Source organism: Brevundimonas sp. AJA228-03, assembly GCF_017795885.1.
GTDB lineage: Bacteria > Pseudomonadota > Alphaproteobacteria > Caulobacterales > Caulobacteraceae > Brevundimonas.
Genome location: NZ_CP059297.1, coordinates 2,076,754 through 2,095,952, shown reverse-complemented (window position 1 = coordinate 2,095,952; position 19,199 = coordinate 2,076,754). Strand labels below are relative to the sequence as shown.

19 protein-coding genes and 2 pseudogenes are annotated in these 19,199 nt (G+C 66.7%); 16 read left to right on the top strand and 5 right to left on the bottom strand.

Features of this window, described 5'->3' with window-relative positions:
* Positions 1-258: 258 nt before the first annotated feature.
* The 3 genes from HZ989_RS10480 (at position 259) to prfB (ending at position 5,232) form a co-directional block, all read left to right on the top strand.
* A complete protein-coding gene (locus HZ989_RS10480; RefSeq protein WP_245162340.1) occupies positions 259-1,473 on the top strand; it encodes an N-acetylmuramoyl-L-alanine amidase in 1,215 nt (404 codons plus the stop codon).
* A 102-nt stretch (positions 1,474-1,575) separates the two neighbouring features.
* Positions 1,576-4,035, top strand: coding sequence for a penicillin-binding protein 1A (locus tag HZ989_RS10475; protein WP_371812914.1), 2,460 nt, complete (start codon positions 1,576-1,578; stop codon positions 4,033-4,035).
* A gap of 74 nt (positions 4,036-4,109) precedes the next feature.
* A protein-coding gene (gene prfB, locus HZ989_RS10470; protein WP_209320774.1) for a peptide chain release factor 2 occupies positions 4,110-5,232 on the top strand; the annotation gives its coding sequence in 2 pieces (ribosomal slippage) (positions 4,110-4,178 and positions 4,180-5,232; 1,122 coding nt in all).
* Positions 5,233-5,279: 47 nt separating this feature from the next.
* On the opposite strand, the gene HZ989_RS10465 is transcribed toward prfB, so the two are convergent.
* The 4 genes from HZ989_RS10465 to tyrS form a co-directional block, all read right to left on the bottom strand.
* Complete coding sequence (locus HZ989_RS10465) at positions 5,280-5,855, bottom strand: polymer-forming cytoskeletal protein (RefSeq protein WP_209320773.1); 576 nt, start codon at positions 5,853-5,855, stop codon at positions 5,280-5,282.
* Positions 5,845-6,990 (bottom strand): peptidoglycan DD-metalloendopeptidase family protein, encoded by a 1,146-nt coding sequence (locus HZ989_RS10460; protein ID WP_209320772.1) that lies wholly within the window; start codon positions 6,988-6,990, stop codon positions 5,845-5,847. The genes HZ989_RS10465 and HZ989_RS10460 overlap by 11 nt, the downstream gene beginning before the upstream one ends.
* A 187-nt stretch (positions 6,991-7,177) precedes the next feature.
* Positions 7,178-7,633: a peroxiredoxin gene (locus HZ989_RS10455; RefSeq protein ID WP_209320771.1), complete on the bottom strand. Its 456-nt coding sequence runs from the start codon at positions 7,631-7,633 to the stop codon at positions 7,178-7,180.
* Between the two features lie 13 nt (positions 7,634-7,646).
* Positions 7,647-8,903 carry a tyrosine--tRNA ligase gene (gene tyrS / locus HZ989_RS10450; protein ID WP_209320770.1) on the bottom strand — a complete coding sequence of 419 codons (1,257 nt, stop codon included), beginning with the start codon at positions 8,901-8,903 and terminating at the stop codon, positions 7,647-7,649.
* 228 nt (positions 8,904-9,131) lie between these two features.
* Between tyrS and HZ989_RS10445 the strand changes: the two genes are divergently transcribed.
* From HZ989_RS10445 to HZ989_RS10435, 3 genes are read left to right on the top strand one after another with little or no spacing between them, the layout of a single operon-like run.
* Entirely contained in the window at positions 9,132-9,668 is a 537-nt protein-coding gene (locus HZ989_RS10445) for a DOMON-like domain-containing protein (RefSeq protein ID WP_209320769.1), read from the top strand.
* On the top strand, positions 9,665-10,867 hold the full coding sequence (locus tag HZ989_RS10440; protein WP_209320768.1) for an exo-beta-N-acetylmuramidase NamZ domain-containing protein: 1,203 nt from the start codon (positions 9,665-9,667) through the stop codon (positions 10,865-10,867). The genes HZ989_RS10445 and HZ989_RS10440 overlap by 4 nt, the downstream gene beginning before the upstream one ends.
* Before the next feature lie 13 nt (positions 10,868-10,880).
* Positions 10,881-11,204, top strand: coding sequence for a hypothetical protein (locus HZ989_RS10435; RefSeq protein WP_209320767.1), 324 nt, complete (start codon positions 10,881-10,883; stop codon positions 11,202-11,204).
* Between the two features lie 6 nt (positions 11,205-11,210).
* Here the strand turns inward: HZ989_RS10435 and HZ989_RS10430 are convergent, their stop codons facing one another.
* The gene (locus HZ989_RS10430; RefSeq protein WP_209320766.1) at positions 11,211-11,861 is read right to left on the bottom strand and encodes an alpha/beta hydrolase; all 651 of its coding nucleotides are present in this window, start codon (positions 11,859-11,861) and stop codon (positions 11,211-11,213) included.
* Positions 11,862-12,017: 156 nt separating this feature from the next.
* Here HZ989_RS10430 and HZ989_RS10425 point away from each other — a divergent pair, with 156 nt between their 5' ends.
* From HZ989_RS10425 to HZ989_RS10380, 10 genes and pseudogenes are all read left to right on the top strand, one after another.
* Complete coding sequence (locus tag HZ989_RS10425; RefSeq protein ID WP_209320765.1) at positions 12,018-12,497, top strand: Rrf2 family transcriptional regulator; 480 nt, start codon at positions 12,018-12,020, stop codon at positions 12,495-12,497.
* On the top strand, positions 12,494-13,633 hold the full coding sequence (locus tag HZ989_RS10420) for a cysteine desulfurase family protein (protein ID WP_209320764.1): 1,140 nt from the start codon (positions 12,494-12,496) through the stop codon (positions 13,631-13,633). The genes HZ989_RS10425 and HZ989_RS10420 overlap by 4 nt, the downstream gene beginning before the upstream one ends.
* 3 nt (positions 13,634-13,636) lie before the next feature.
* Positions 13,637-15,102, top strand: a pseudogene (gene sufB / locus HZ989_RS10415) (Fe-S cluster assembly protein SufB).
* Positions 15,099-15,482, top strand: coding sequence for a hypothetical protein (locus HZ989_RS10410; protein ID WP_209320763.1), 384 nt, complete (start codon positions 15,099-15,101; stop codon positions 15,480-15,482). Before sufB ends, HZ989_RS10410 begins: the two are co-directional and overlap by 4 nt.
* A pseudogene (sufC, locus tag HZ989_RS10405) lies at positions 15,483-15,620 on the top strand (Fe-S cluster assembly ATPase SufC); the annotation flags it as partial.
* A 17-nt stretch (positions 15,621-15,637) separates the two neighbouring features.
* Positions 15,638-15,916, top strand: coding sequence for a hypothetical protein (locus HZ989_RS10400; protein ID WP_209320762.1), 279 nt, complete (start codon positions 15,638-15,640; stop codon positions 15,914-15,916).
* Positions 15,916-16,212, top strand: coding sequence for a type II toxin-antitoxin system RelE/ParE family toxin (locus tag HZ989_RS10395; protein ID WP_209320761.1), 297 nt, complete (start codon positions 15,916-15,918; stop codon positions 16,210-16,212). The genes HZ989_RS10400 and HZ989_RS10395 overlap by 1 nt, the downstream gene beginning before the upstream one ends.
* 7 nt (positions 16,213-16,219) lie before the next feature.
* A complete protein-coding gene (gene sufC / locus HZ989_RS10390; protein WP_209320760.1) occupies positions 16,220-16,969 on the top strand; it encodes a Fe-S cluster assembly ATPase SufC in 750 nt (249 codons plus the stop codon).
* Positions 16,966-17,979: a Fe-S cluster assembly protein SufD gene (gene sufD, locus HZ989_RS10385; RefSeq protein WP_209320759.1), complete on the top strand. Its 1,014-nt coding sequence runs from the start codon at positions 16,966-16,968 to the stop codon at positions 17,977-17,979. The genes sufC (HZ989_RS10390) and sufD overlap by 4 nt, the downstream gene beginning before the upstream one ends.
* On the top strand, positions 17,958-19,196 hold the full coding sequence (locus HZ989_RS10380) for an aminotransferase class V-fold PLP-dependent enzyme (RefSeq protein WP_209320758.1): 1,239 nt from the start codon (positions 17,958-17,960) through the stop codon (positions 19,194-19,196). Before sufD ends, HZ989_RS10380 begins: the two co-directional genes overlap by 22 nt.
* Positions 19,197-19,199 lie beyond the last annotated feature (3 nt).

Here is a 19,199-nt window from a genome sequence, read left to right as displayed (position 1 = left end):
GCCCCGTCGATCTGTCCGGGACTAACCGGTCGATCCGCGAGGGCGGGAGTGGGGTGCCGCGCCGGGGCCGCGCCAGACCGTCGATGCGGCGGCGCGATCGTTCGCGAACAGATACAAGCATAGGCATGCCGGGTGTGAATGAAAAGCCACGATGGCTCTGCCTTCCGCTTTCATGGCCCCGCTTAACCCAATCCAAACCGCGTTCTGGCAGGCTGCCCCTCTCGATCAAGGTGGGTCGCCGTCACAATGCGCGCGTCGATGCGTTTCAAACTCTCAGACTGGAGCGTCCGCGACTGGGCGCTGACGGTGCTTGCGCTCGTCGTGCTGGCGGCGGTTCTGCTGGCCGGTAGCCGTTCGATGGCGACCGGGGCTGCGGGCGACGTCCTGGGTGTGCGCTTTGGCGGCGATGCCGATCACACGCGCGTCGTTATCGACCTGGGCCGATCGGCGCGAGGCGAGGTCATCGAATCCGGATCGGCGGGGCGCGTCGTCCTGACTCTGGCCGGCGTGGGTGCCGGTCGCGGCGTGGACGGAACCGGATCGGGTCTGGTTCGCGACTGGCGTGTCAGTCCGTCGGGCACGGCTTCGCGCCTTCAACTGGCCCTTGGACGGACCGCCCGGATCGAGCGGCGGTTCCTGCTGCCGCCCGGCGATGGCGTCACCCACTATCGCTACGTCATCGACATCACATCCACCGGGGGCACGGTTGCCGGCACCACGGCGCGACCCGCCGCGACCCGCGCCCCGGTGCGCGCCGGGCGTCCGCTGGTGGTCATCGATGCCGGACACGGCGGGCATGATCCTGGGGCCCTCGGTTCCCATCGTTCCGAAAGCGCCGTGACGCTCGCCGCCGCCGTGGCGCTGCGCGACGAGCTGCTGCGGACGGGTCGATACCGTGTCGTGCTGACCCGCGAGTCGGATGTCTATGTCGACCTGTATCGTCGCGTTCGTATCGCCAGGCAGGCGGACGCCGATCTGTTTATCTCTCTGCATGCCGATGCGGGGGCCGACCCGGCGACGCGTGGCGCATCGGTCTATACCCTGTCCGAACAGGGCGCGAGCCGGGCGGTGCGCGAGGTCACGCGCGGCGACAACTGGCACCAGGACCTGCATTTGCCCGGACGGGATCCGTCGGTCGATCGCATCCTGCTGGACATGACCCAGCGCGCCACCCAGAACCGCTCGGCCCAGTTCGCACGCCTGCTGCTGAACCATTTGGAAGCCGCCGATCATCCATTGCTGCGCCGCAGCCATCGCGATGCGGGTCTGGCCGTCCTGCTGGCCCCGGATGTCCCGGCCGTCCTGCTGGAGATGGGCTTCATCACGAACCCCGACGACGAGCGCGCCCTGGGCGATGCCACCGAACGCCGCCGGCTTGTGCGCGCTGTGGCCGGGGGCATCGACCGCTATTTCAGCCAGACGTCCCAGCCGCTGCAGATGGCGGCGCTGAACAGCGCGGGTGGCCTTCCATAGAGCAAGATCGTTTGAGGGCCCCACGTCGTGGTTCTGTCCCAAGCGATCATGCCCTAGCGAAGCATCGCGAGCCCGGCTAAACCCGACAGCGACCGTCGGATCATGCGACGCGCGGTCGGGTCGTTGGAGTCTGCGGTGAAGATTGCCGAACGCTGGTTCGTGATGGCGGGTGTGGCCTTGCTGGGGGCGATTGCCCTGGCCGGGCTCATCGTCGCCGTCTATGCGGCCTGGCTGTTCCATGACCTGCCCGATGCATCAGAGTTGGCGGACTATCGCCCGGCGACGGCGACGCGGGTCTATGCCGGCGACGGTACGCTGATCGGCGAGTTCTCGGACGAGCGGCGCATCTATGTGCCCTACGAGCAGATCCCGCCGCTGGTGGTGAAGGCCTTCCTGGCGGCTGAAGACCGCAATTTCTTCCAGCACGGCGGCATCGACGTGTCGGGCCTCGGTCGTGCCATGCTCAAGAACGTCCTCAACGCCGCGACGGGGCGACGCCTCGAGGGTGGATCGACCATCACCCAGCAGGTGGCCAAGAACGTCCTTCTGACCAATGAATCCAGCATCGGACGCAAGCTGAAGGAGGCGATCCTTTCCAGCCGTCTGGAAACGACCCTGTCCAAGCCGCAGATCCTCGAGCTGTATCTGAACGAGATATTCCTGGGTTACCGGTCCTATGGGGTGGCCTCGGCGGCCTACAACTATTTCGGCAAGTCGCTGGAGCAGCTGACGCCTGACGAGGCGGCGTTTCTGGCGGCCCTGCCCAAGGGTCCGAACAACTATCATCCCAAACGCCACCCGGCCGCCGCCAAGGGTCGGCGCGACTGGGTACTGGGTGAGATGGCCCAGAACGGGTTCATCACCCAGGCCCAGCTGGTCGAGGGCCGTGCCCGACCCCTGAACGCCCAGGCCGCGCCGCGGCGGGCCGAGTATCAGGATGCCGATTTCTTCGTCGAGGAGGCGCGGCGCCAGGCGGTCGCCAATCCCGATTTCGGCGACCAGTTGAACGCCGGTGGCTTCTATATGCGCACGACGCTGGATCCGTCGCTGCAGACGGCGGCGCGCGACGCCCTGATGCGGGGCCTGGAGAATTATGACCGCCGGCATGGCTGGCGTGGCGCCTGGGGCACGACCGATTTCGCGCCCGGATGGCAGGCCGTGGCGCTTCGCCAGCAGGCGCCACCGGAACGCCGTGAATGGCGAGCTGCTGCGGTCGAGAGCGTGTCGGGGAACACGGTCCGGGTGCGCACCGCGCGTGACGACGATACCGGCACCCTGCTGACGGCCGATGCGGCCTGGGCCAATGCCAATCGTCCGCTCAGGCGCGGTGACCTGATCTTCGTCGAGCCCCGGGCGGGTCAGTTCGCCTTGAAACAGGTCCCGGCCGTCAACGGCGCGCTTGTCGCGATCGAGCCACAGTCGGGGCGGGTTCTGGCGATGGTCGGCGGTTACTCCTATGCCCTGTCCAGCTTCAACCGCGCGACCCAGGCCCGGAGACAGCCGGGGTCGTCCTTCAAGCCCTTCGTCTATGCGGCTGCGCTGGAAGGTGATTTCACGCCCGCCTCGATCATCGTCGACGGGCCGATCAGTTTTGCTGGTGGGCCGAACGGTCGCCGCTGGACGCCCGAGAACTACAGCCGGCGCTATTACGGCCCCTCGTCCCTGCGTCGGGGGCTTGAGCTGTCGCGCAATGTGATGACGGTTCGTCTTGCCGACAGCATCGGCATGGAAAAGGTCGTCGATCTGGCGGCCCGGATGGGGGTGGCCAGCAACCTGCAGCCCAACCTGTCCGTCTCTCTGGGTGCGGGAGAAGTCACCCCGTACAATCTGACGGCCGCCTATTCGGCCTTCGTGAACGGCGGCCGGCGGGTGAACCCCTATCTGATCGAATACGTCCAGGACCGCGACGGCGAGACCATCTATCGCGCCGATCAGCGGCGGTGCCGGGACTGTACGCGCGCCTTTGCCGGCCAGGCCTCGCCGTTCCTGGAGCCTCGTGGCACCCAGGTCATCGACCCCATCACCGCCTACCAGATCAGCTCCATGCTGGAAGGTGTGATCCAGCGCGGTACGGCCGCCAGCGCCCGGGGCCTGGGGCGCTGGGTCGGGGGCAAGACGGGAACGACCAACGAGTACCGCTCGGCATGGTTCGTCGGTTTCACGACCGATATCGTGGTCGGGGTCTTCATCGGCTTCGACGACAACCGGTCGTTGGGTTCCGGCGAGGCGGGTGCCTCGGCCGCCGTGCCGGTGTTCATCGACTTCATGGAGGACGCCCTGAAGGAACGGCCGGCCCGTCCTTTCGTGCGGCCGCGCGGTGCGATCTTCCGCACCGTCGACGGCATCGAGGAAGCGTTCCGACCCGGCACGGAACGCCGTCGCGAGGACGAGCGCGAGGCCGAGGAGGCTGCCACTCCGGATGGTCCCCAGAACTACAACGATGTCATCCAGCGCGAGGCCGAGGCGGCGGCCGGCGCGACACCGGGGCAGACCACCCAGCCGACCTCTCCACCGTCGCCGACCCGACAGGAACCGGCCGAGGACTTGAGCGGGCTGTACTGACGGCCTAGTTAGACCCTCATGAGCGGCGCGCCCTCCGGCGCGCCGTCTTCTTTTTGCATTCGCAGGAGTTCGCGATGAGACCGGATGTCGAGGCCATGAAGGCCGACATCGAGCAGAGTGTCGCTCTGCTCAGGAGGCGTCTTTGACTGGGATGTCGCCAACCGAAAACTCGATGAGCTGAACGCGAGGGTCGAGGACCCGACACTGTGGGACAGGCCCGACGAAGCGCAGGCGGTCAGCCGCGAGCGCTCGAAGCTGGAAGCCCAGATCAATGCCGTCAAGGGCATGGAGCGCGACCTCGAGGACGGCATCATGCTGGCCGACATGGCCGACGAGGAAGGCGACGAGGCGACGCTGGAAGAGGCGCGCGCGCAGCTGAAGGCGATCAAGGACCGGGCGGCACGCGCGGAGCTGGAGGCCCTTCTGTCCGGGGAGGCCGACGGCAACGACGCCTATCTGGAAGTGAACTCCGGTGCGGGTGGCACCGAGTCCTGCGACTGGGCCGGAATGCTGCTGCGGATGTATTCGCGCTGGGCCAGGGCGCATGGCTACGAGGTCGAGGTCGAGGCGTCGGAAGACGGCGATCAGGCCGGGATCAAGTCGGCGACCATCCTGGTCAGCGGCCCCAATGCCTATGGCTGGCTGAAGTCCGAATCCGGTGTGCACAGGCTGGTGCGGATCAGCCCCTATGACGCGGCGGCCAAGCGCCACACCTCGTTCGCCTCGGTCGGGGTTTCGCCGGTCGTGGACGATACCATCGAGATCGACATCAACCCCGCCGATGTGCGGACCGATACCTATCGTGCGTCAGGATCCGGTGGCCAGCACATCAACAAGACGGATTCGGCCGTGCGGCTGACGCACATTCCGACCAATACCGTCGTGGCCTGCCAGGCCGGACGCTCGCAGCACCAGAACCGGGAACAGGCCTGGAAGATGCTGCGCGGGCGTCTGTACGAGCTGGAGCTTCAGAAGCGTGAGGCGGCGGCGCAAGCCCTGGCCGATGCCAAGACGGATATCGGCTGGGGGCACCAGATCCGCAGCTACGTCCTGCAGCCCTACCAGATGGTCAAGGACCTGCGGACAGAGGTCGAGACGTCGGACACCCAGGGGGTTCTGGACGGCGATCTGGACGCCTTCATGGGCGCGGCCCTGGCGGCCCGGGTCGGAGAGACGCGCGGCTCGACCGTCGAGTAGGGCGGCAGATTTCCCCTCCCCCGAGGGGGAGGGAGAGACTGGACGGCTTATGCTTCCTTGGGGTCGATGACCTGAGGCGCGGGCTCGGCGGGCGCGGGGGCAGGTGCCGGCGGAGCCTCGAAGGCGGACGGAGTCGGGCGCGGCGCGGGCGCAGCGGCTGCGGGGGCCTCGCGGCGGCTCTGCAGGACGCGGCCCTGGAAATAGGCACCGATGTCGATCGACAGCTGCTCGGCGGTGATGTCGCCGTCGACATAGGCGGTCGAGACCAGCTTGACCTGCTTGCCGTTGACGCCACCGACGATGCGGCCGCGGACTTCGAGGTAATCGGCGGTGACATTGCCTTCGATGGCCCCGGTTTCGCCGACGATGAGGCGGCCGACGCGGACGTCGCCCTTGACCGAACCGTCCACCTGAAGGTCACCGGCCCCCGAGACACTCCCTTCGAACTGCAGGTCCGACGACAGGGTCGACAGGCCACGCGAGGAGGCGACCGGGGACGGGGCGGGCGAGGATGCCGAGCGATTCATGCCGGGCGAGGGAAGGTCGGGCAGCGGCGGAATGGGTATGGCGTTCGACGGACGGTCGGGTGTGGAGGGGGCGGGGGCTTTCGGCTTATTGAACAAGTTGATCTCCGGCTCTCATGAAGCGTGCGGGGTTCTGGGGTCGGCCATCCATCCATACCTCGTAGTGCAGGTGGACGCCGGTAGAGCGGCCTGTCGTGCCCATGGCCCCGATCCGCTGGCCCAGCGCGATGCGCTGGCCGGGTTCGACGGCCATGGCGTTCAGATGGGCGAAACGGGTCTTGAAGCCGTGACCGTGGTCTATCTCAATGGTGTTGCCATACCCTGAACGAACCCCGGCAAAAGACACAATGCCGGGAGCGGTCGAGTAGATCGGCGCGTTCAGGGGGGCGGCGAAGTCCTGGCCCTGGTGCACAGCGGGGCGACCGTTGAACGGATCGAAGCGGACGCCGAAGCCCGAGGTCGTGCGCGACTGGGTCGGCCGGGCGAAGGGCAGGTCCTCGGCCGCATCGGCCAGGCGGCGCATTTCGGTCAGGTTGTCGGCGGCGTGACGGATGCGCACGGCGAAGGGTTCGTCCACGTCCAGAATGGTGGCCAGGGCCTTGGGATCGCCGGCCTCGATCAGCGGGCCACCCAGGGCCGATCCGGCGGCACCGTAGACAGCCGGGTTGAGTCCTGCGAGGCGGAAGGCCAGACGCAGGCGTTCGGCACGGGTCTGGGCGAAGTCTCCGGCCCGTTCGATCAGGCGTTCCTGGTCCATGCGGACCGCGACGATGCGCTGGATGGGGCGGGCCTGGCCCGGCGCGGGCGGTGTGGCCGGGGCCAGGACCGTCTCGGCCCCCTGGACGCCATGGAACATGCTCATGACACGGGTCAGGGCCGCGTGGCGACGCTCGACCATGCTGGCCATCTCATCCAGTCCGCCGGTCGTGGCCGACATGCGGACGACGGCGGTTTCCAGCCGCGCCTGAAGGTCGGCATTGAGGCGTTCGGAAGCGGCCCGCGCCCGAACGACCTCGTCGTCAGCGCGGCTTCTGGCCACCATGTCGAAGATGAAGCCGCCGGATGCGACCAGGGTCCAGCCCGCGACCACGATTCCGGCCGCAGCCAGCAGCATCTGACGTCCGCTGGTCAGAACATATCCACGCGTCTCGCCGCTGGTGCGGAGAAAGACATGCCGTTCCGGAAACCAGCGTTCAATCAAAGAGTGCCTGATCACTCCCTGTTCTTCAGCCATCGTAACACGCCCCCATGTACGGGACTGATTATCCTGCAACTGTTGCGCGGCTGCAATAGCGTTCATGCAGTCTTAACCATGATGGCGTGCTGCCGACCCGCCAACGAATCTATTCGAAAGCAGATTCGCGTGTCAGGCGTTTTTCAAATAGACTGTATACGCATCAATACAGTCGACGCCTTCACGTTCAGAGAGCCCTTGCAGCGTCCAGAACGGCCTCGGCGTGTCCCTTGACCGAGACCTTGCGCCAGACCTGCCGCACGGTGCCTGATGCGTCGATCAGGAAGGTCGCGCGCTCGATGCCCATATAGGTCTTGCCGTACATGCTCTTCTCGACCCAGACGCCATAGGCCTCGGTGACGCCGGTCTCCTCGTCGGAGGCCAGGGTGACCTTGAGGTCGTATTTGGCCTTGAACCGGTCGAGCTTCTTCACCGGGTCCTTCGACACGCCGATGACCATCACGCCGGCGGCGGCGAAGGCATCGGCGTGTTCGGTGAAGTCCTTCGCCTCATTGGTGCAGCCGGGCGTGTCGGCCTTGGGGTAGAAATACAGCACCGAAGGGCCGGACAGGGTGGCGCGGGCACCGCCGTCGGCGGGCATGTTGAAGGCGGGGGCCCTGGAGCCCGTGGTGATCTCGGTCATGTCTCTTCTCCGTTCAGACGGGGCGGACGAGCAGGAGCTTCTTTTTGCCCGCCGCCAGCTTGATAACGCCGTCGGCGTTGACGTCGGTCGCCTCGATAAGGCGTGCCCCGTCGGCGATCGCCTCGTCATTCAGTCGCAGGCCGCCGCCCTGGGCCAGACGTCGCGCCTCGCCATTGGAAGCCGTCAGTCCCGAGCGGGTGGCGACGGCGGCCAGCATGGCTCCGATCACTTCAGACGAGGGCAGGTCGATGGTCGGCAGGTCGGCGGACAGGGTCCCGCGCTCGAATGCGCCTTCAGCGGCGGCCCGGGCGGAAGCCGCAGCGTCCGCGCCATGCAGCATAGTGGTCGCGGCGTCGGCGAGGGCCTTCTTGGCGTCGTTGATCTCCGCGCCCTGCAGGGCCTCGAAGCCGGCGATCTCGTCCAGCGACAGGTCGGTGAACAGGCGCATGAAGCGGCCGACGTCGCCGTCCTCGGTATTGCGCCAGTATTGCCAGTAGTCATAGGGGCTGAGCTGCTCGGCGTTCAGCCAGACCGCGCCCTGGGCCGTCTTGCCCATCTTGCCGCCGGAGGCCGTGGTGAGCAGCGGCGTGGTCAGGCCGAAGGCGGCCTTCTGATCCACCCGGCGGACCAGGTCGACGCCGGAGACGATGTTGCCCCATTGATCCGATCCGCCCATCTGCAGGGTGCAGTTCACACGTCGGTTCAGCTCCAGGAAATCCACCGACTGCATCAGCATGTAGTTGAACTCGAGGAAGGTCATCGGCTGTTCGCGTTCCAGCCGCAGCTTGACCGAGTCGAACGCCAGCATCCGGTTGACCGTGAAATGGGTGCCGTAGTCGCGCAGGAACTGGATGTAGCCATAGGTCGACAGCCAGTCGTCGTTGTCGATCATGATCGCATCGGTCGGGCCATCGCCGAAGGTCAGGAATTTCTCGAACACGGTGCGGATGGAGGCGATGTTGGCGGCGATCGTCTCGTCGGACAGGTGGGGGCGCGACGCGTCCTTGCCGGTCGGATCGCCGACCTTGGTCGTGCCGCCGCCCATGATGACGATGGGGCGGTGACCGGCCTGCTGCAGCCGACGCAGCATCATGATCTGGATCAGGCTGCCAATATGAAGGCTGGGGGCCGTGGCGTCGAAGCCGATATAGCCGGTGACCACGCCCGCGATGGCCGCGGCATCCAGCTCGGCCGAATGGGTGATCTGATGGATATAGCCGCGTGCCTGGAGGGTTCGCAGGAAGTCGGACTGGAAGGCTGGATCGGTCATGGCTTCAGGCCTGGCGGCAAGGGAAGCGGGGGCAGTAGCACGGTCCGTCGCCGGGTCGAAGGGCGGACGACAGTGGAGTCAGAGTCGCAAAACGTGACTCCAACTTCTCGAGGCCCGGCGCGCTGGCCCGGGCACGGGCCTTCGGTGCGAGGAGTCTGGCATATCGCTGCGTCAGAACCGGATGCAGCGGGCTTGGCCTGGTCGGGGAGGGGCGTGTAGTCCTGAGCGATGCTGGATCCCGTTGAACCCGAAGGCCTGATCACCGCGATGCTGCGGCCGCACCCGGGCGGGATGTCGAGGCCGGCCGTGCAGATGGAGGTCAAGCTGGAGCGGCAGGGCGACCGTCTGTGGGTCCGCTTTATCGTGGCCGGAGACGTCGGGGCCGTGAAGTGGCCGACAGATCAGGGGGGCGGCAGGGCGGATCGCCTGTGGGAGCAGACCTGTTTCGAGATCTTCGTCCGGACGGCCGACGGCTATCGGGAGTTCAACCTGTCGCCGTCGGGGCAATGGGCGTCGTATGGCTTTGTCGGCTATCGGGAAGGGATGACCGAGGCGGCTGAGATCGTGGACGTGTCGCCGCTCGATCTCGCGTCCGACATGCTGGCGCTTGAAGCCCGCCTCGATCTGCCAGCCTCGGCCGGAAAGCTGGCCCTGTCGGCCGTGATCCAGGCCCTGAATGGCGACAGGACCTACTGGGCACTGGTCCATCCGTCCGATAAGCCGGACTTTCATCATCCCGACTCCTTCATCCTGGACCTGCCATGAAGTTCGGCATCGACCGCGTTCTGTCCGAGCCTGATCTGCTCGCCGCGCTGAAGGGGCGGCGGGTGGCGCTGCTGGCGCATCCGGCCTCGGTGACGGCGGACCTGACCCATTCGGTCGATGCGCTGATGGCGGCGGGGGTCAATCTGACGGCTGCCTTCGGGCCCCAGCACGGGATGAAGGGCGACCTGCAGGACAATATGATGGAAAGCCCGGACGAGACCGATCCGGTCCACGGCTTTCCGGTCTTCAGCCTGTACGGCGAGGTCCGTCGGCCGACGGCGGCGTCGCTGGAGACGTTCGACGTTATCCTGATCGACCTGCAGGATCTGGGCTGCCGCATCTATACCTTCATCACGACCCTGCTTTACGTGCTGGAGGCGGCGGCGGAGCACGGCAAGGCGGTCTGGGTGCTGGATCGGCCCAATCCGGCCGGGCGGCCAGTCGAGGGCACCACCCTGCTGCCGGGATGGGAGAGTTTCGTCGGGGCCGGGCCGATGCCGATGCGGCACGGCATGACCCTGGGCGAACTGGGTCACTGGTTCATCGATCACTTCAGGCTGGATGTCGACTATCGCGTCATCGCAATGCAGGGCTATGACCCCGAGGACGGGCCCGGCTTCGGCTGGCCGCTGGGGGAACGGGCCTGGATCAACCCCAGTCCCAATGCGCCCAACCTGTCGATGGCGCGCGCCTATCCGGGGACGGTGATGGTCGAGGGGGCGACCCTGTCGGAAGGACGGGGCACGACCCGGCCGCTGGAGCTGTTCGGGGCCCCGGACATCGACGCCCGCGCCGTGATCGCCGAAATGCGGGCGCTGGCCCCGCAATGGCTGGGCGGCTGTGTTCTGAGGGATATGTGGTTCGAGCCGACCTTCCACAAACATGTCGGCACCCTGTGTTCCGGGGTGCAGATCCATGTCGAGGGGCCGGGCTATGGCCACGCGGCGTTCCGGCCGTGGCGGGTCCAGGCCCTGGGCTTCAAGGCAATCCGGCGGCTGTATCCCGACTACGCGCTGTGGCGGGATTTTCCGTATGAATATGCCTTCGGCAAGCTGCCGATCGACGTCATCAACGGCGGGCCGGGCCTGCGCGAATGGGTCGATGACGCCGAGGCGACGCCCGGCGATCTGGACGCGATCGCCGGACCGGACGAGGCGGCCTGGATCGAGGCGCGGCGGCCGTTCCTGCAGTACGGTTGAAACGGAGACCGCTATGTCAGCCGCAATCCTGTTCATGCTCGCCGCAACGGCGGACGTGACGCCGCCTGTCCGGGCCGAGATCTGTCATGCCCAGATCATGATCATGATCGAGGATGTCATGAGTCAGACCGGTCGGGTCGCCGGGCCGTCCTGGTTCGTCAGGGACTGGTGGGCCCTTCGGCTCACCGATGCGCAGAGCGACGCCTCACGACAGGCAGAGGTCCGCGCCCTCGTCCGAGCCTTCAGGAGCGCAGATCCTGAAGGCTCGGATGCCGAGCGCAAAGCCTGTGTCGATGAGGCGATCGAGGCCGGTGCCGTTCCGGGCCGGAAAGGCTGACACGTCTCAAGCCGGCTCGGCCTCCAGCCGCTTGTCCAGATACAGGCCCACGCGGCGCTCCACGGCGTCGATGTGGTCCTGCCAGAAGTGGCTGGCGCCGTCTTCCAGCTCGTAATCGATGACGATGCCCTTCTGGGTCCGCAGCTTGTTGACCACGCGCTCGACCTCGACCGGCGGCACGATGGTGTCGGCCGTGCCGTGCAGGAACAGGCCGGACGCCGGGCAGGGGGCCAGGAAGCTGAAGTCGTACATGTTCGACGGCGGCGAGACCGAGATGAAGCCGTCCGTCTCGGGCCGGCGCATCAGCAGCTGCATGCCGATATAGGCCCCGAACTGATAGCCGGCGACCCAGGTCTGGGTGGCGGCCGGGTTGTTGGACTGAAGCCAGTCCAGGGCGGTGGCCGCGTCGGCCAGCTCGCCGATGCCTGAGTCGAACTCGCCCTGCGACTTGCCGACGCCGCGCGAATTATAGCGCAGGGTGGCGAAGCCGCGCTGCTGGAACAGCTGGTGCAGGGTCACGGTGACGGGGTTGTTCATATGCCCGCCCGCCTTGGGGTGCGGGTGCAGGATCAGGGCGATCGGTGCATTGGCGCGCTTGCCGGGGGAATAGCGGCCCTCGATACGACCGGAGGCGCCGGGCAGGATGACTTCAGGCATGGGGCTCTGGAATCCGTTCAACTGTCATTTCGGGCCGCCGGAATACTTGACCACGGGGGTAGGACATTCTAGGTCCATCCCTGCGTTCGGCCGCCTCGCGAAGCGGCGGGTCATAGCACAAGACCCCGGAAATGCGCGCGAATTTTGAGGACGACGATGCGACTGTCGACCAAGGGACGATATGCCGTGATGGCGATGGCCGATCTGGCCAGGAACGGCCAGGGCGAGGGAGCCGACGGCCGGGCCGTGTCGCTGGCCGAGATCGCCACTCGTCAAGAGATTTCATTGAGTTATCTGGAACAGCTGTTCGCCCGGCTGAGGAAGAACGGACTGGTGCGCAGCGTGCGCGGGCCGGGCGGCGGCTATCGCCTGGCCAAGGCGGCGGGCGAGACCGTGGTGTCGGAGATCGTGCTGGCCGTCGATGAGCCGATCCGGGCGACGCGGTGCGCGGCCCATTCCTCGCCGCGCGGCTGCATGATGGCCGGTGAACGCTGCATCACCCACAATCTGTGGGAGGATCTGGGCGACGAGATCCACCGCTATCTGGCCAGTGTATCGCTGGAAGACGTCATCATGAACCGGACGGGGTCACGGCGGTCTGCGGCGGCCGGTGCCGACATGGGCGTGGCGGCATGACCGGCGTCTATCTGGACTACAACGCCTCGGCCCTCGTGCGGCCCGAGGTTCAGGCGGCGATGGCCGAAGCCCTGGCCGACAACGGCAATCCGTCGGCGGTGCACGCCGCCGGGCGGCGGGCGCGGGCGCGTGTCGAGACGGCAAGAGCCCGGGTGGCCGATCTGGTCGGGGCGGATGCGCAAAGCGTGATCTTCTCGTCCGGCGGGACGGAATCGAATGCCCAGGCGATCGCCAGTGCGCTGGCGGCCGGGTTCGAGCGGCTGATCGTCTGCGCCTCGGAGCATCCCTGCGTCGCGGAGGCCGCCGTGGCCTCGGGCAAGCCGGTCAAGGTGCTGCCGGTCGATGCGCGCGGCGTGATCGATCTCGGCAAGCTGTCGGAACTGCTGCGCGGCCCGGGCAAGGCTGTCGTGGCCATCCACCATGCCAATAATGAAAGCGGTGTGATCCAGCCGATCCGTGAGGCCGCCGCTATGGTGCGGGAAGCCGGGGGCTGGCTGCACGTCGATGCGATCCAGTCGGCGGGCAAGATCCCGGTATCGATGGGGGCTCTGAAGGCCGACAGTTTGACCCTGTCCGCGCACAAGCTGGGCGGGCCACAGGGTGTGGGCGCGCTGGTGCTGGGCGAAGGCCGGGCGGCGGTGTCGATCGTCCGTGGTGCCGGGCAGGAGCGGGGCCTGAGGGCCGGGACCGAGAACGTGCCGGGCATCCACGGCTTCGGCATCGCAGCCGACTGCGCGGCTCGCGACCTGCCGCTGGCCGAGGCGCACAGGGCCTGGCGCGACGCGGCCGAGGTCGCGGTCGAGGCGGCAGGGGCGACCATCATCGGCAAGGGCGCGCCGAGGCTGCCCAACACCCTGTTCCTGTCGGTCGCCGACTGGGACAGCCCGCAGGCCCTGATCGTGCTCGATCTCGGCGGCATCATGGTCTCGGCCGGCAGCGCCTGCTCCTCCGGCAAGACCAGACCCAGCCGGACGATCGTGGCCATGGGGCGGATGGATCTGGCGACCGGGGGCGTGCGCGTCTCGGGCGGATGGGGCACGACGCAAGACGATTGGTCACGCTTCGCCGACGCCTGGACCAAGGCATACGAGACCCATCGCGCCAGACAGGCAGCGCGCACGAAGGAAGTCGCCTAAGCCATGGCCGCCGTTCAGGAAACCATCGACGCCGTCGCCGCGCTGGAGAAGTACGAGCATGGCTTCACCTCGGACATCGAGACCGAATACGCCCCGCGCGGGCTGAACGCCGACATCGTCAGGTTCATCAGCGAGAAGAAGGGCGAGCCGGAGTGGATGCTGGAATGGCGTCTGGCCGCCTATGAGCGCTGGCTGGCGATGGAAGAGCCGACCTGGGCTTCGGTGAAATACGAGCCGGTCGATTACCAGTCGCTGTTTTACTATGCCGCGCCGAAAAAGAAGGACGGTCCGAAGTCGCTGGACGAGGTCGATCCCGAGATTCTGGAAATCTACAAGAAGCTGGGCATTCCGCTCAGCGAACAGGCGGTGCTGGCGGGCGTCGAGGGCGCGCCGCGCTACGCGGTGGACGCGGTGTTTGACAGCGTCAGCGTGGTCACCACCTTCAAGGCCGAGCTGGCCAAGGCGGCGTCATTTTCATGCCGATTTCCGAGGCCTTACGGGAATATCCTGATCTTGTGCGGCAATATCTGGGATCGGTCGTGCCGGTCTCGGACAACTATTTCGCGGCGCTCAATTCAGCTGTCTTTTCCGATGGTTCGTTCGTCTACATTCCGCCGGGCGTGAAATGCCCGATGGAGCTGTCGACCTATTTCCGCATCAATGCCAGCCAGACCGGCCAGTTCGAACGCACCCTGATCATCGCCGACAAGGGCAGCTACGTCTCCTACCTCGAGGGCTGCACAGCCCCGATGCGCGACGAGAACCAGCTGCATGCCGCCGTGGTCGAGCTGGTCGCCCTGGACGATGCCGAGATCAAATATTCGACGGTCCAGAACTGGTACCCCGGCGACGCGGAAGGGCGGGGCGGCATCTACAACTTCGTCACCAAGCGCGCCGACTGCCGGGGCGACCGGTCGAAGGTGTCATGGACCCAGGTCGAGACCGGTTCGGCCGTGACCTGGAAATACCCGTCCTGCGTCCTGCGCGGCGAGGAGAGCTCGGGCGAATTCTATTCGATCGCCATCACCAACGGGCATCAGCAGGCCGACACCGGCACCAAGATGATCCATCTGGGCAGGAACTCGAAGAGCCGGATCATCGCCAAGGCCGTCTCGGCCGGAAAGTCGGACTCGACCTATCGCGGCCTCGTTTCGGTGCATCCGAAGGCGACGGGGGTGCGCAACTTCACCCAGTGCGACAGCCTGCTCATCGGCGGCGACTGCGGCTCCCACACCGTGCCCTATATCGAGGCCCGCAACGGCTCGGCCCAGCTGGAGCACGAGGCGACGACCACGCGCCTGTCCGACGACCAGCTGTTCTACGCCCAGCAGCGCGGGCTGAGCCAGGAGGAGGCCGTGGCCCTGCTGGTCAACGGCTTCGTCCGCGACGTGATGCAGAAACTGCCGATGGAGTTCGCCGTCGAGGCCCAGAAGCTGGTGGCGATCAGTCTCGAGGGGAGCGTGGGGTGACCGCTCTTATAGCTGGCCTTCTGGCACTCGCATTTGTCAGCCAAACTGCCGAGCAGACTGCGGCCCTGAACGATGCCAAGCGCTTCCAAGCCCAGATGTACTCGGCTTACCATGACTGCGTATCAAGTGAGGCGCGCCGGCTGGAACCTTCTGGCGACGCAGCTGACAGCGTTGTTGAAGCAGCCATGACATCTTGTGCACAGGAGAGGCGAGACCTCCTCCAAATCTCAATCCCGGTTTTGATCATCGAGCATGATTTGCAAGAGGGCCAAACATCGCGGGCAATCACGACCTTTATGAATGGCTTAGATGATGGCGTGCGCTCAGCCGCGCGGCTCGCGGTGATCGAAGCGCGTACAGCTCGAAACTCAAGGCAGTAGATGCTCTCCATCTCCAACCTCAACGTCTCCATCGGCGACAAGCCGATCCTCAAGGGGCTGACGCTCGACGTTCCGGCGGGCGAGGTGCACGCCATCATGGGGCCAAACGGGGCGGGAGCCTTGTCGATGTGCTATGTGGGCTGGCGGAGAATGCCATGACCGCCGTGCGGAAACCCGATTTCCAGACCTACGACGTCGAACTGGACGAAGAGATCGCCGGCCGACTGCGCCAGATCGCCGAGCGGACGGGCGATACAGTCGAAAATCTGATCGCTTCGGCCGCCCTGGCCTATGCGGATCGCGGCGTTCCGCCGTCGAACGCCTGGACCACAGAAGATCTTGCCGCGATCGACGAGGGGTTTGCCCAGATCGACCGGGGTGAGACTTTCACACAGGAGGAGGTCGAGGATCAGATCGACGCGGTACTGCGCTGATGGCGAAGGCCATTTGGTCGGCGCAGGCGACGCAGGAGTTCAAGGATCTGATCGCCTACTTGAAACAGAATAACCGAAAATCCGCCGACGAGGCCGCGACAGAGATCAAGTCGATATCGAGATTGCTGGCGCGGCGGCCCTTCCTCGGTCGGCCAGGTCGACGCGAGGGCGAACGCGAGTTCAGTGTTTCGGACTGGAACAAGGTCTTCGTCTATCGCGTCACACCAGACGGCATCGACATTTCCACGCTGCGCGATCCGCGTATGCAGCCCAAACCAGACGATACGGACACCTAGACCGCCCATGCTCTCCATCTCCAACCTCCACGTCTCCGTCGGCGACAAGCCGATCCTCAAGGGGCTGACGCTCGATGTGCCGGCGGGCGAGGTGCACGCCATCATGGGGCCGAACGGGGCGGGCAAGTCGACGCTGGGATATGCCCTGTCGGGGCGGCCCGGATACGAGGCCGTCGAAGGATCGGTCGAGTGGAACGGCGAGAGCCTGCTTGACCTCGATCCGGCGGCGCGGGCGGCGAAGGGCGTGTTCCTGTCGTTCCAGTATCCGATCGAGATTCCCGGCGTGCCCGCCCTGACCTTCGTGCGCACGGCGCTGAATGCGCAAAAGCGGGCGCGGGGCGAGGAGGAGGTCTCGGCACCGGCGTTTCTGAAGATGGTCCGGGCGGCGTCGGCGGCGCTGAAGATGGACTTCGAGATGCTGAAGCGGCCGCTGAACGTCGGCTTCTCGGGCGGCGAGAAGAAGCGGATGGAGATCCTGCAGATGGCCCTGCTGGAGCCGTCGCTGCTGATCCTCGACGAGACCGATTCCGGCCTCGACATTGACGCCCTGCGGATCGTGTCGGAGGGGGTCAACGCCCTGCGCAGCCCCGACCGCGCCATGCTGGTGATCACCCACTATCAGCGGCTGCTGGACTATATCAAACCCGACCGCGTCCATGTGCTGGCCGCCGGCCGGATCGTGGCCTCGGGCGGGCCGGAACTGGCGCTACAGCTGGAGGCGGAAGGGTATGACAAATACCTGCCGCAGGCCGCATGACGGCGGTCGACCTGCGCGATCCCTCGACCTTCCCGTCGCGGCGGGTAGAGGCGTGGAAATACACCGACCTGGCCCGGGTGCTGCGCGAGACGCCGCCGCCGTCGCCAGGCGTCGAGATCGCGCCCGGCGGGCCGTTCGCGGCGCTTGGCGGCGAGGAGATCGCCTTCGCCAACGGCCGCGCGGTCGGGGCCGATGCCTTCGTCGCCTCGGGCGAGCAGACGCTGCGGCTGCGGTTCGTGTCGGATGCGACGGGGACGGGTCACAGCGCCGCGATGCGGATCGCGGTCAGGCCGGGGGCCCGGCTGACCCTGCTGGAAAGCCATGAAGGGACCGGCGCAGGATATGTCGCCAACTATCGGATTGATCTCGATGTTCCGACCGACGCCGAGGTCACACGCGTCGTGCTGATCGACGAGCCTGCCGATGCCATTTCGGTCGCTGTGGCCCGGGTGAAGACGGCCCCCGGCGCCGTCTATCGCCAGACGACGATCACCGGCGGCGCACGGCTGCAGCGGCAGGAGACTCATCTGGCCCACGGCGGCGAGGCGACGGCGGTGACGCTGGACGGCCTCTATGCCCTGTCCGGCGAGCGCCATGCGGACCTGACCAGCGTCGTCCGCCACAACGGGCTGAACGGCGTCACCTCGCAACTGACCAAGGGTGTGGTGCGCGATACGGCGCGCGGCGTGTTCCAGGGCAAGATCGTGGTCGAGCGCGGGGCGGACGGCACCGATGCGCGGATGGGCCACCACGCCCTGATCCTCGGCGAACGCGCCGAGGTGGACGCCAAGCCGGAGCTGGAAATCTATGCCGACGACGTGCAGTGCGCGCACGGCAATACGGTCGGCAATCTGGACGAGAGCGCCCTGTTCTACATGCAGCAGCGCGGCATTCCGGTCGATGAGGCGCGGGCGCTTCTGACCCAGGCCTTCCTGTTCGAGGTCGTCGACCGCATCGCCCACGAGGGCGCGAGGGAGGTGGTGAGGTCATGGCTGACGGCGCGACTCTGACCCGCTTCGACCCCTATGCCGCCCGGGCGCAGTTCCCGATCCTGTCGCGGACGGTGAACGGCAAGCCGCTGGTCTATCTGGACTCGGCCGCCTCGGCGCAGAAGCCGCGCGTGGTGATCGATGCCCTGACCGCGGCGATGGAAGGCTCCTATTCCAACGTCCACCGCGGCCTGCACACCCTGGCCAATGAGACGACCGAGGCCTTCGAACAGGCGAGGGAAACCGTCGCCCGCTTCCTGAACGCTGAAAGCCCCGACCAGATCGTCTGGACCAAGGGCGGGACCGAAGCCTTCAATCTGGTGGCGGCGGGCTTGGCGCAGAGGCTGAAGCCCGGCGATGAGATCATCACGACGCAGATGGAGCACCACGCCAACATCGTGCCCTGGTCGATGCTGCGCGACCGGCTGGGGATCGTGCTGAAGTGGGCACCGGCGCTGGACGACGGATCGCTGGACATGGACGGGCTGACCGCGCTGATCGGACCGAAGACGAAACTGGTCACAGTGACCCATATGTCGAATGTGCTGGGCACGGTGAACGATGTCCGTGCCGTCGCCGATCTGGCCCATGCGGCCGGGGCTCTGGTGCTGGTCGACGGGTGCCAGGGGGCGGTGCATTGCAGCCCGGACGTCCAGGCGCTGGACTGCGACTTCTACGTCTTCACCGGCCACAAGCTGTACGGCCCGACCGGCATCGGCGGCCTGTATGGCAAGCGGGCCGCGCTGGAGGCCCTGCCGCCGTATCAGGGCGGGGGCGAGATGATCGCGACCGTGACCGAGGAGGCCGTGACCTATGCCGCCATCCCGCACCGGTTCGAGGCCGGCACGCCGCCGATCCTCGAGGTCATCGGACTGGGGGCCGCGCTGGAGTGGTTCATGGCCTTCGACCGCCAGGCCGTGGCGGCGCATGAGCGGGCGCTGTACGACCATGTCGTCGCGCGGCTGTCGGGCCTGAACTGGCTGCGGATCATCGGCGAGGCTCCGGGCAAGGGGGCGATCCTGACCTTCACGGTCGAGGGGGCGCATGCCCATGACGTGGCCCAGATCCTGGACCGGTATGGCGTGGCCGTGCGGGCCGGGCTGCATTGCGCCGAGCCTCTGTCACGTCGCTTCGGCATCAGTTCGAGCGCGCGGGCCAGCTTCGCCCTATATAACACCGTGGAAGATGCGGATGCCTTCGTGGACGCGCTGATCAAGGCGCGGGAGTTCTTTGTGTGAGCG

Excerpts from the sequence above, each read along its gene's own strand:
- tyrS (WP_209320770.1), bottom strand. The coding sequence starts at position 8,903 with ATGACCGATCCAGCCTTCCAGTCCGACTTCCTGCGAACCCTCCAGGCA.
- sufC (WP_209320760.1), top strand. The coding sequence starts at position 16,220 with ATGCTCTCCATCTCCAACCTCCACGTCTCCGTCGGCGACAAGCCGATC.
- HZ989_RS10480 (WP_245162340.1), top strand. The coding sequence starts at position 259 with ATGCGTTTCAAACTCTCAGACTGGAGCGTCCGCGACTGGGCGCTGACG.
- HZ989_RS10440 (WP_209320768.1), top strand. The coding sequence starts at position 9,665 with ATGAAGTTCGGCATCGACCGCGTTCTGTCCGAGCCTGATCTGCTCGCC.
- HZ989_RS10380 (WP_209320758.1), top strand. The coding sequence starts at position 17,958 with ATGGCTGACGGCGCGACTCTGACCCGCTTCGACCCCTATGCCGCCCGG.
- HZ989_RS10400 (WP_209320762.1), top strand. The coding sequence starts at position 15,638 with ATGACCGCCGTGCGGAAACCCGATTTCCAGACCTACGACGTCGAACTG.
- HZ989_RS10435 (WP_209320767.1), top strand. The coding sequence starts at position 10,881 with ATGTCAGCCGCAATCCTGTTCATGCTCGCCGCAACGGCGGACGTGACG.
- sufD (WP_209320759.1), top strand. The coding sequence starts at position 16,966 with ATGACGGCGGTCGACCTGCGCGATCCCTCGACCTTCCCGTCGCGGCGG.
- HZ989_RS10425 (WP_209320765.1), top strand. The coding sequence starts at position 12,018 with ATGCGACTGTCGACCAAGGGACGATATGCCGTGATGGCGATGGCCGAT.
- HZ989_RS10395 (WP_209320761.1), top strand. The coding sequence starts at position 15,916 with ATGGCGAAGGCCATTTGGTCGGCGCAGGCGACGCAGGAGTTCAAGGAT.
- HZ989_RS10455 (WP_209320771.1), bottom strand. The coding sequence starts at position 7,633 with ATGACCGAGATCACCACGGGCTCCAGGGCCCCCGCCTTCAACATGCCC.
- HZ989_RS10430 (WP_209320766.1), bottom strand. The coding sequence starts at position 11,861 with ATGCCTGAAGTCATCCTGCCCGGCGCCTCCGGTCGTATCGAGGGCCGC.
- HZ989_RS10445 (WP_209320769.1), top strand. The coding sequence starts at position 9,132 with ATGCTGGATCCCGTTGAACCCGAAGGCCTGATCACCGCGATGCTGCGG.
- HZ989_RS10460 (WP_209320772.1), bottom strand. The coding sequence starts at position 6,990 with ATGGCTGAAGAACAGGGAGTGATCAGGCACTCTTTGATTGAACGCTGG.
- HZ989_RS10475 (WP_371812914.1), top strand. The coding sequence starts at position 1,576 with ATGCGACGCGCGGTCGGGTCGTTGGAGTCTGCGGTGAAGATTGCCGAA.
- HZ989_RS10420 (WP_209320764.1), top strand. The coding sequence starts at position 12,494 with ATGACCGGCGTCTATCTGGACTACAACGCCTCGGCCCTCGTGCGGCCC.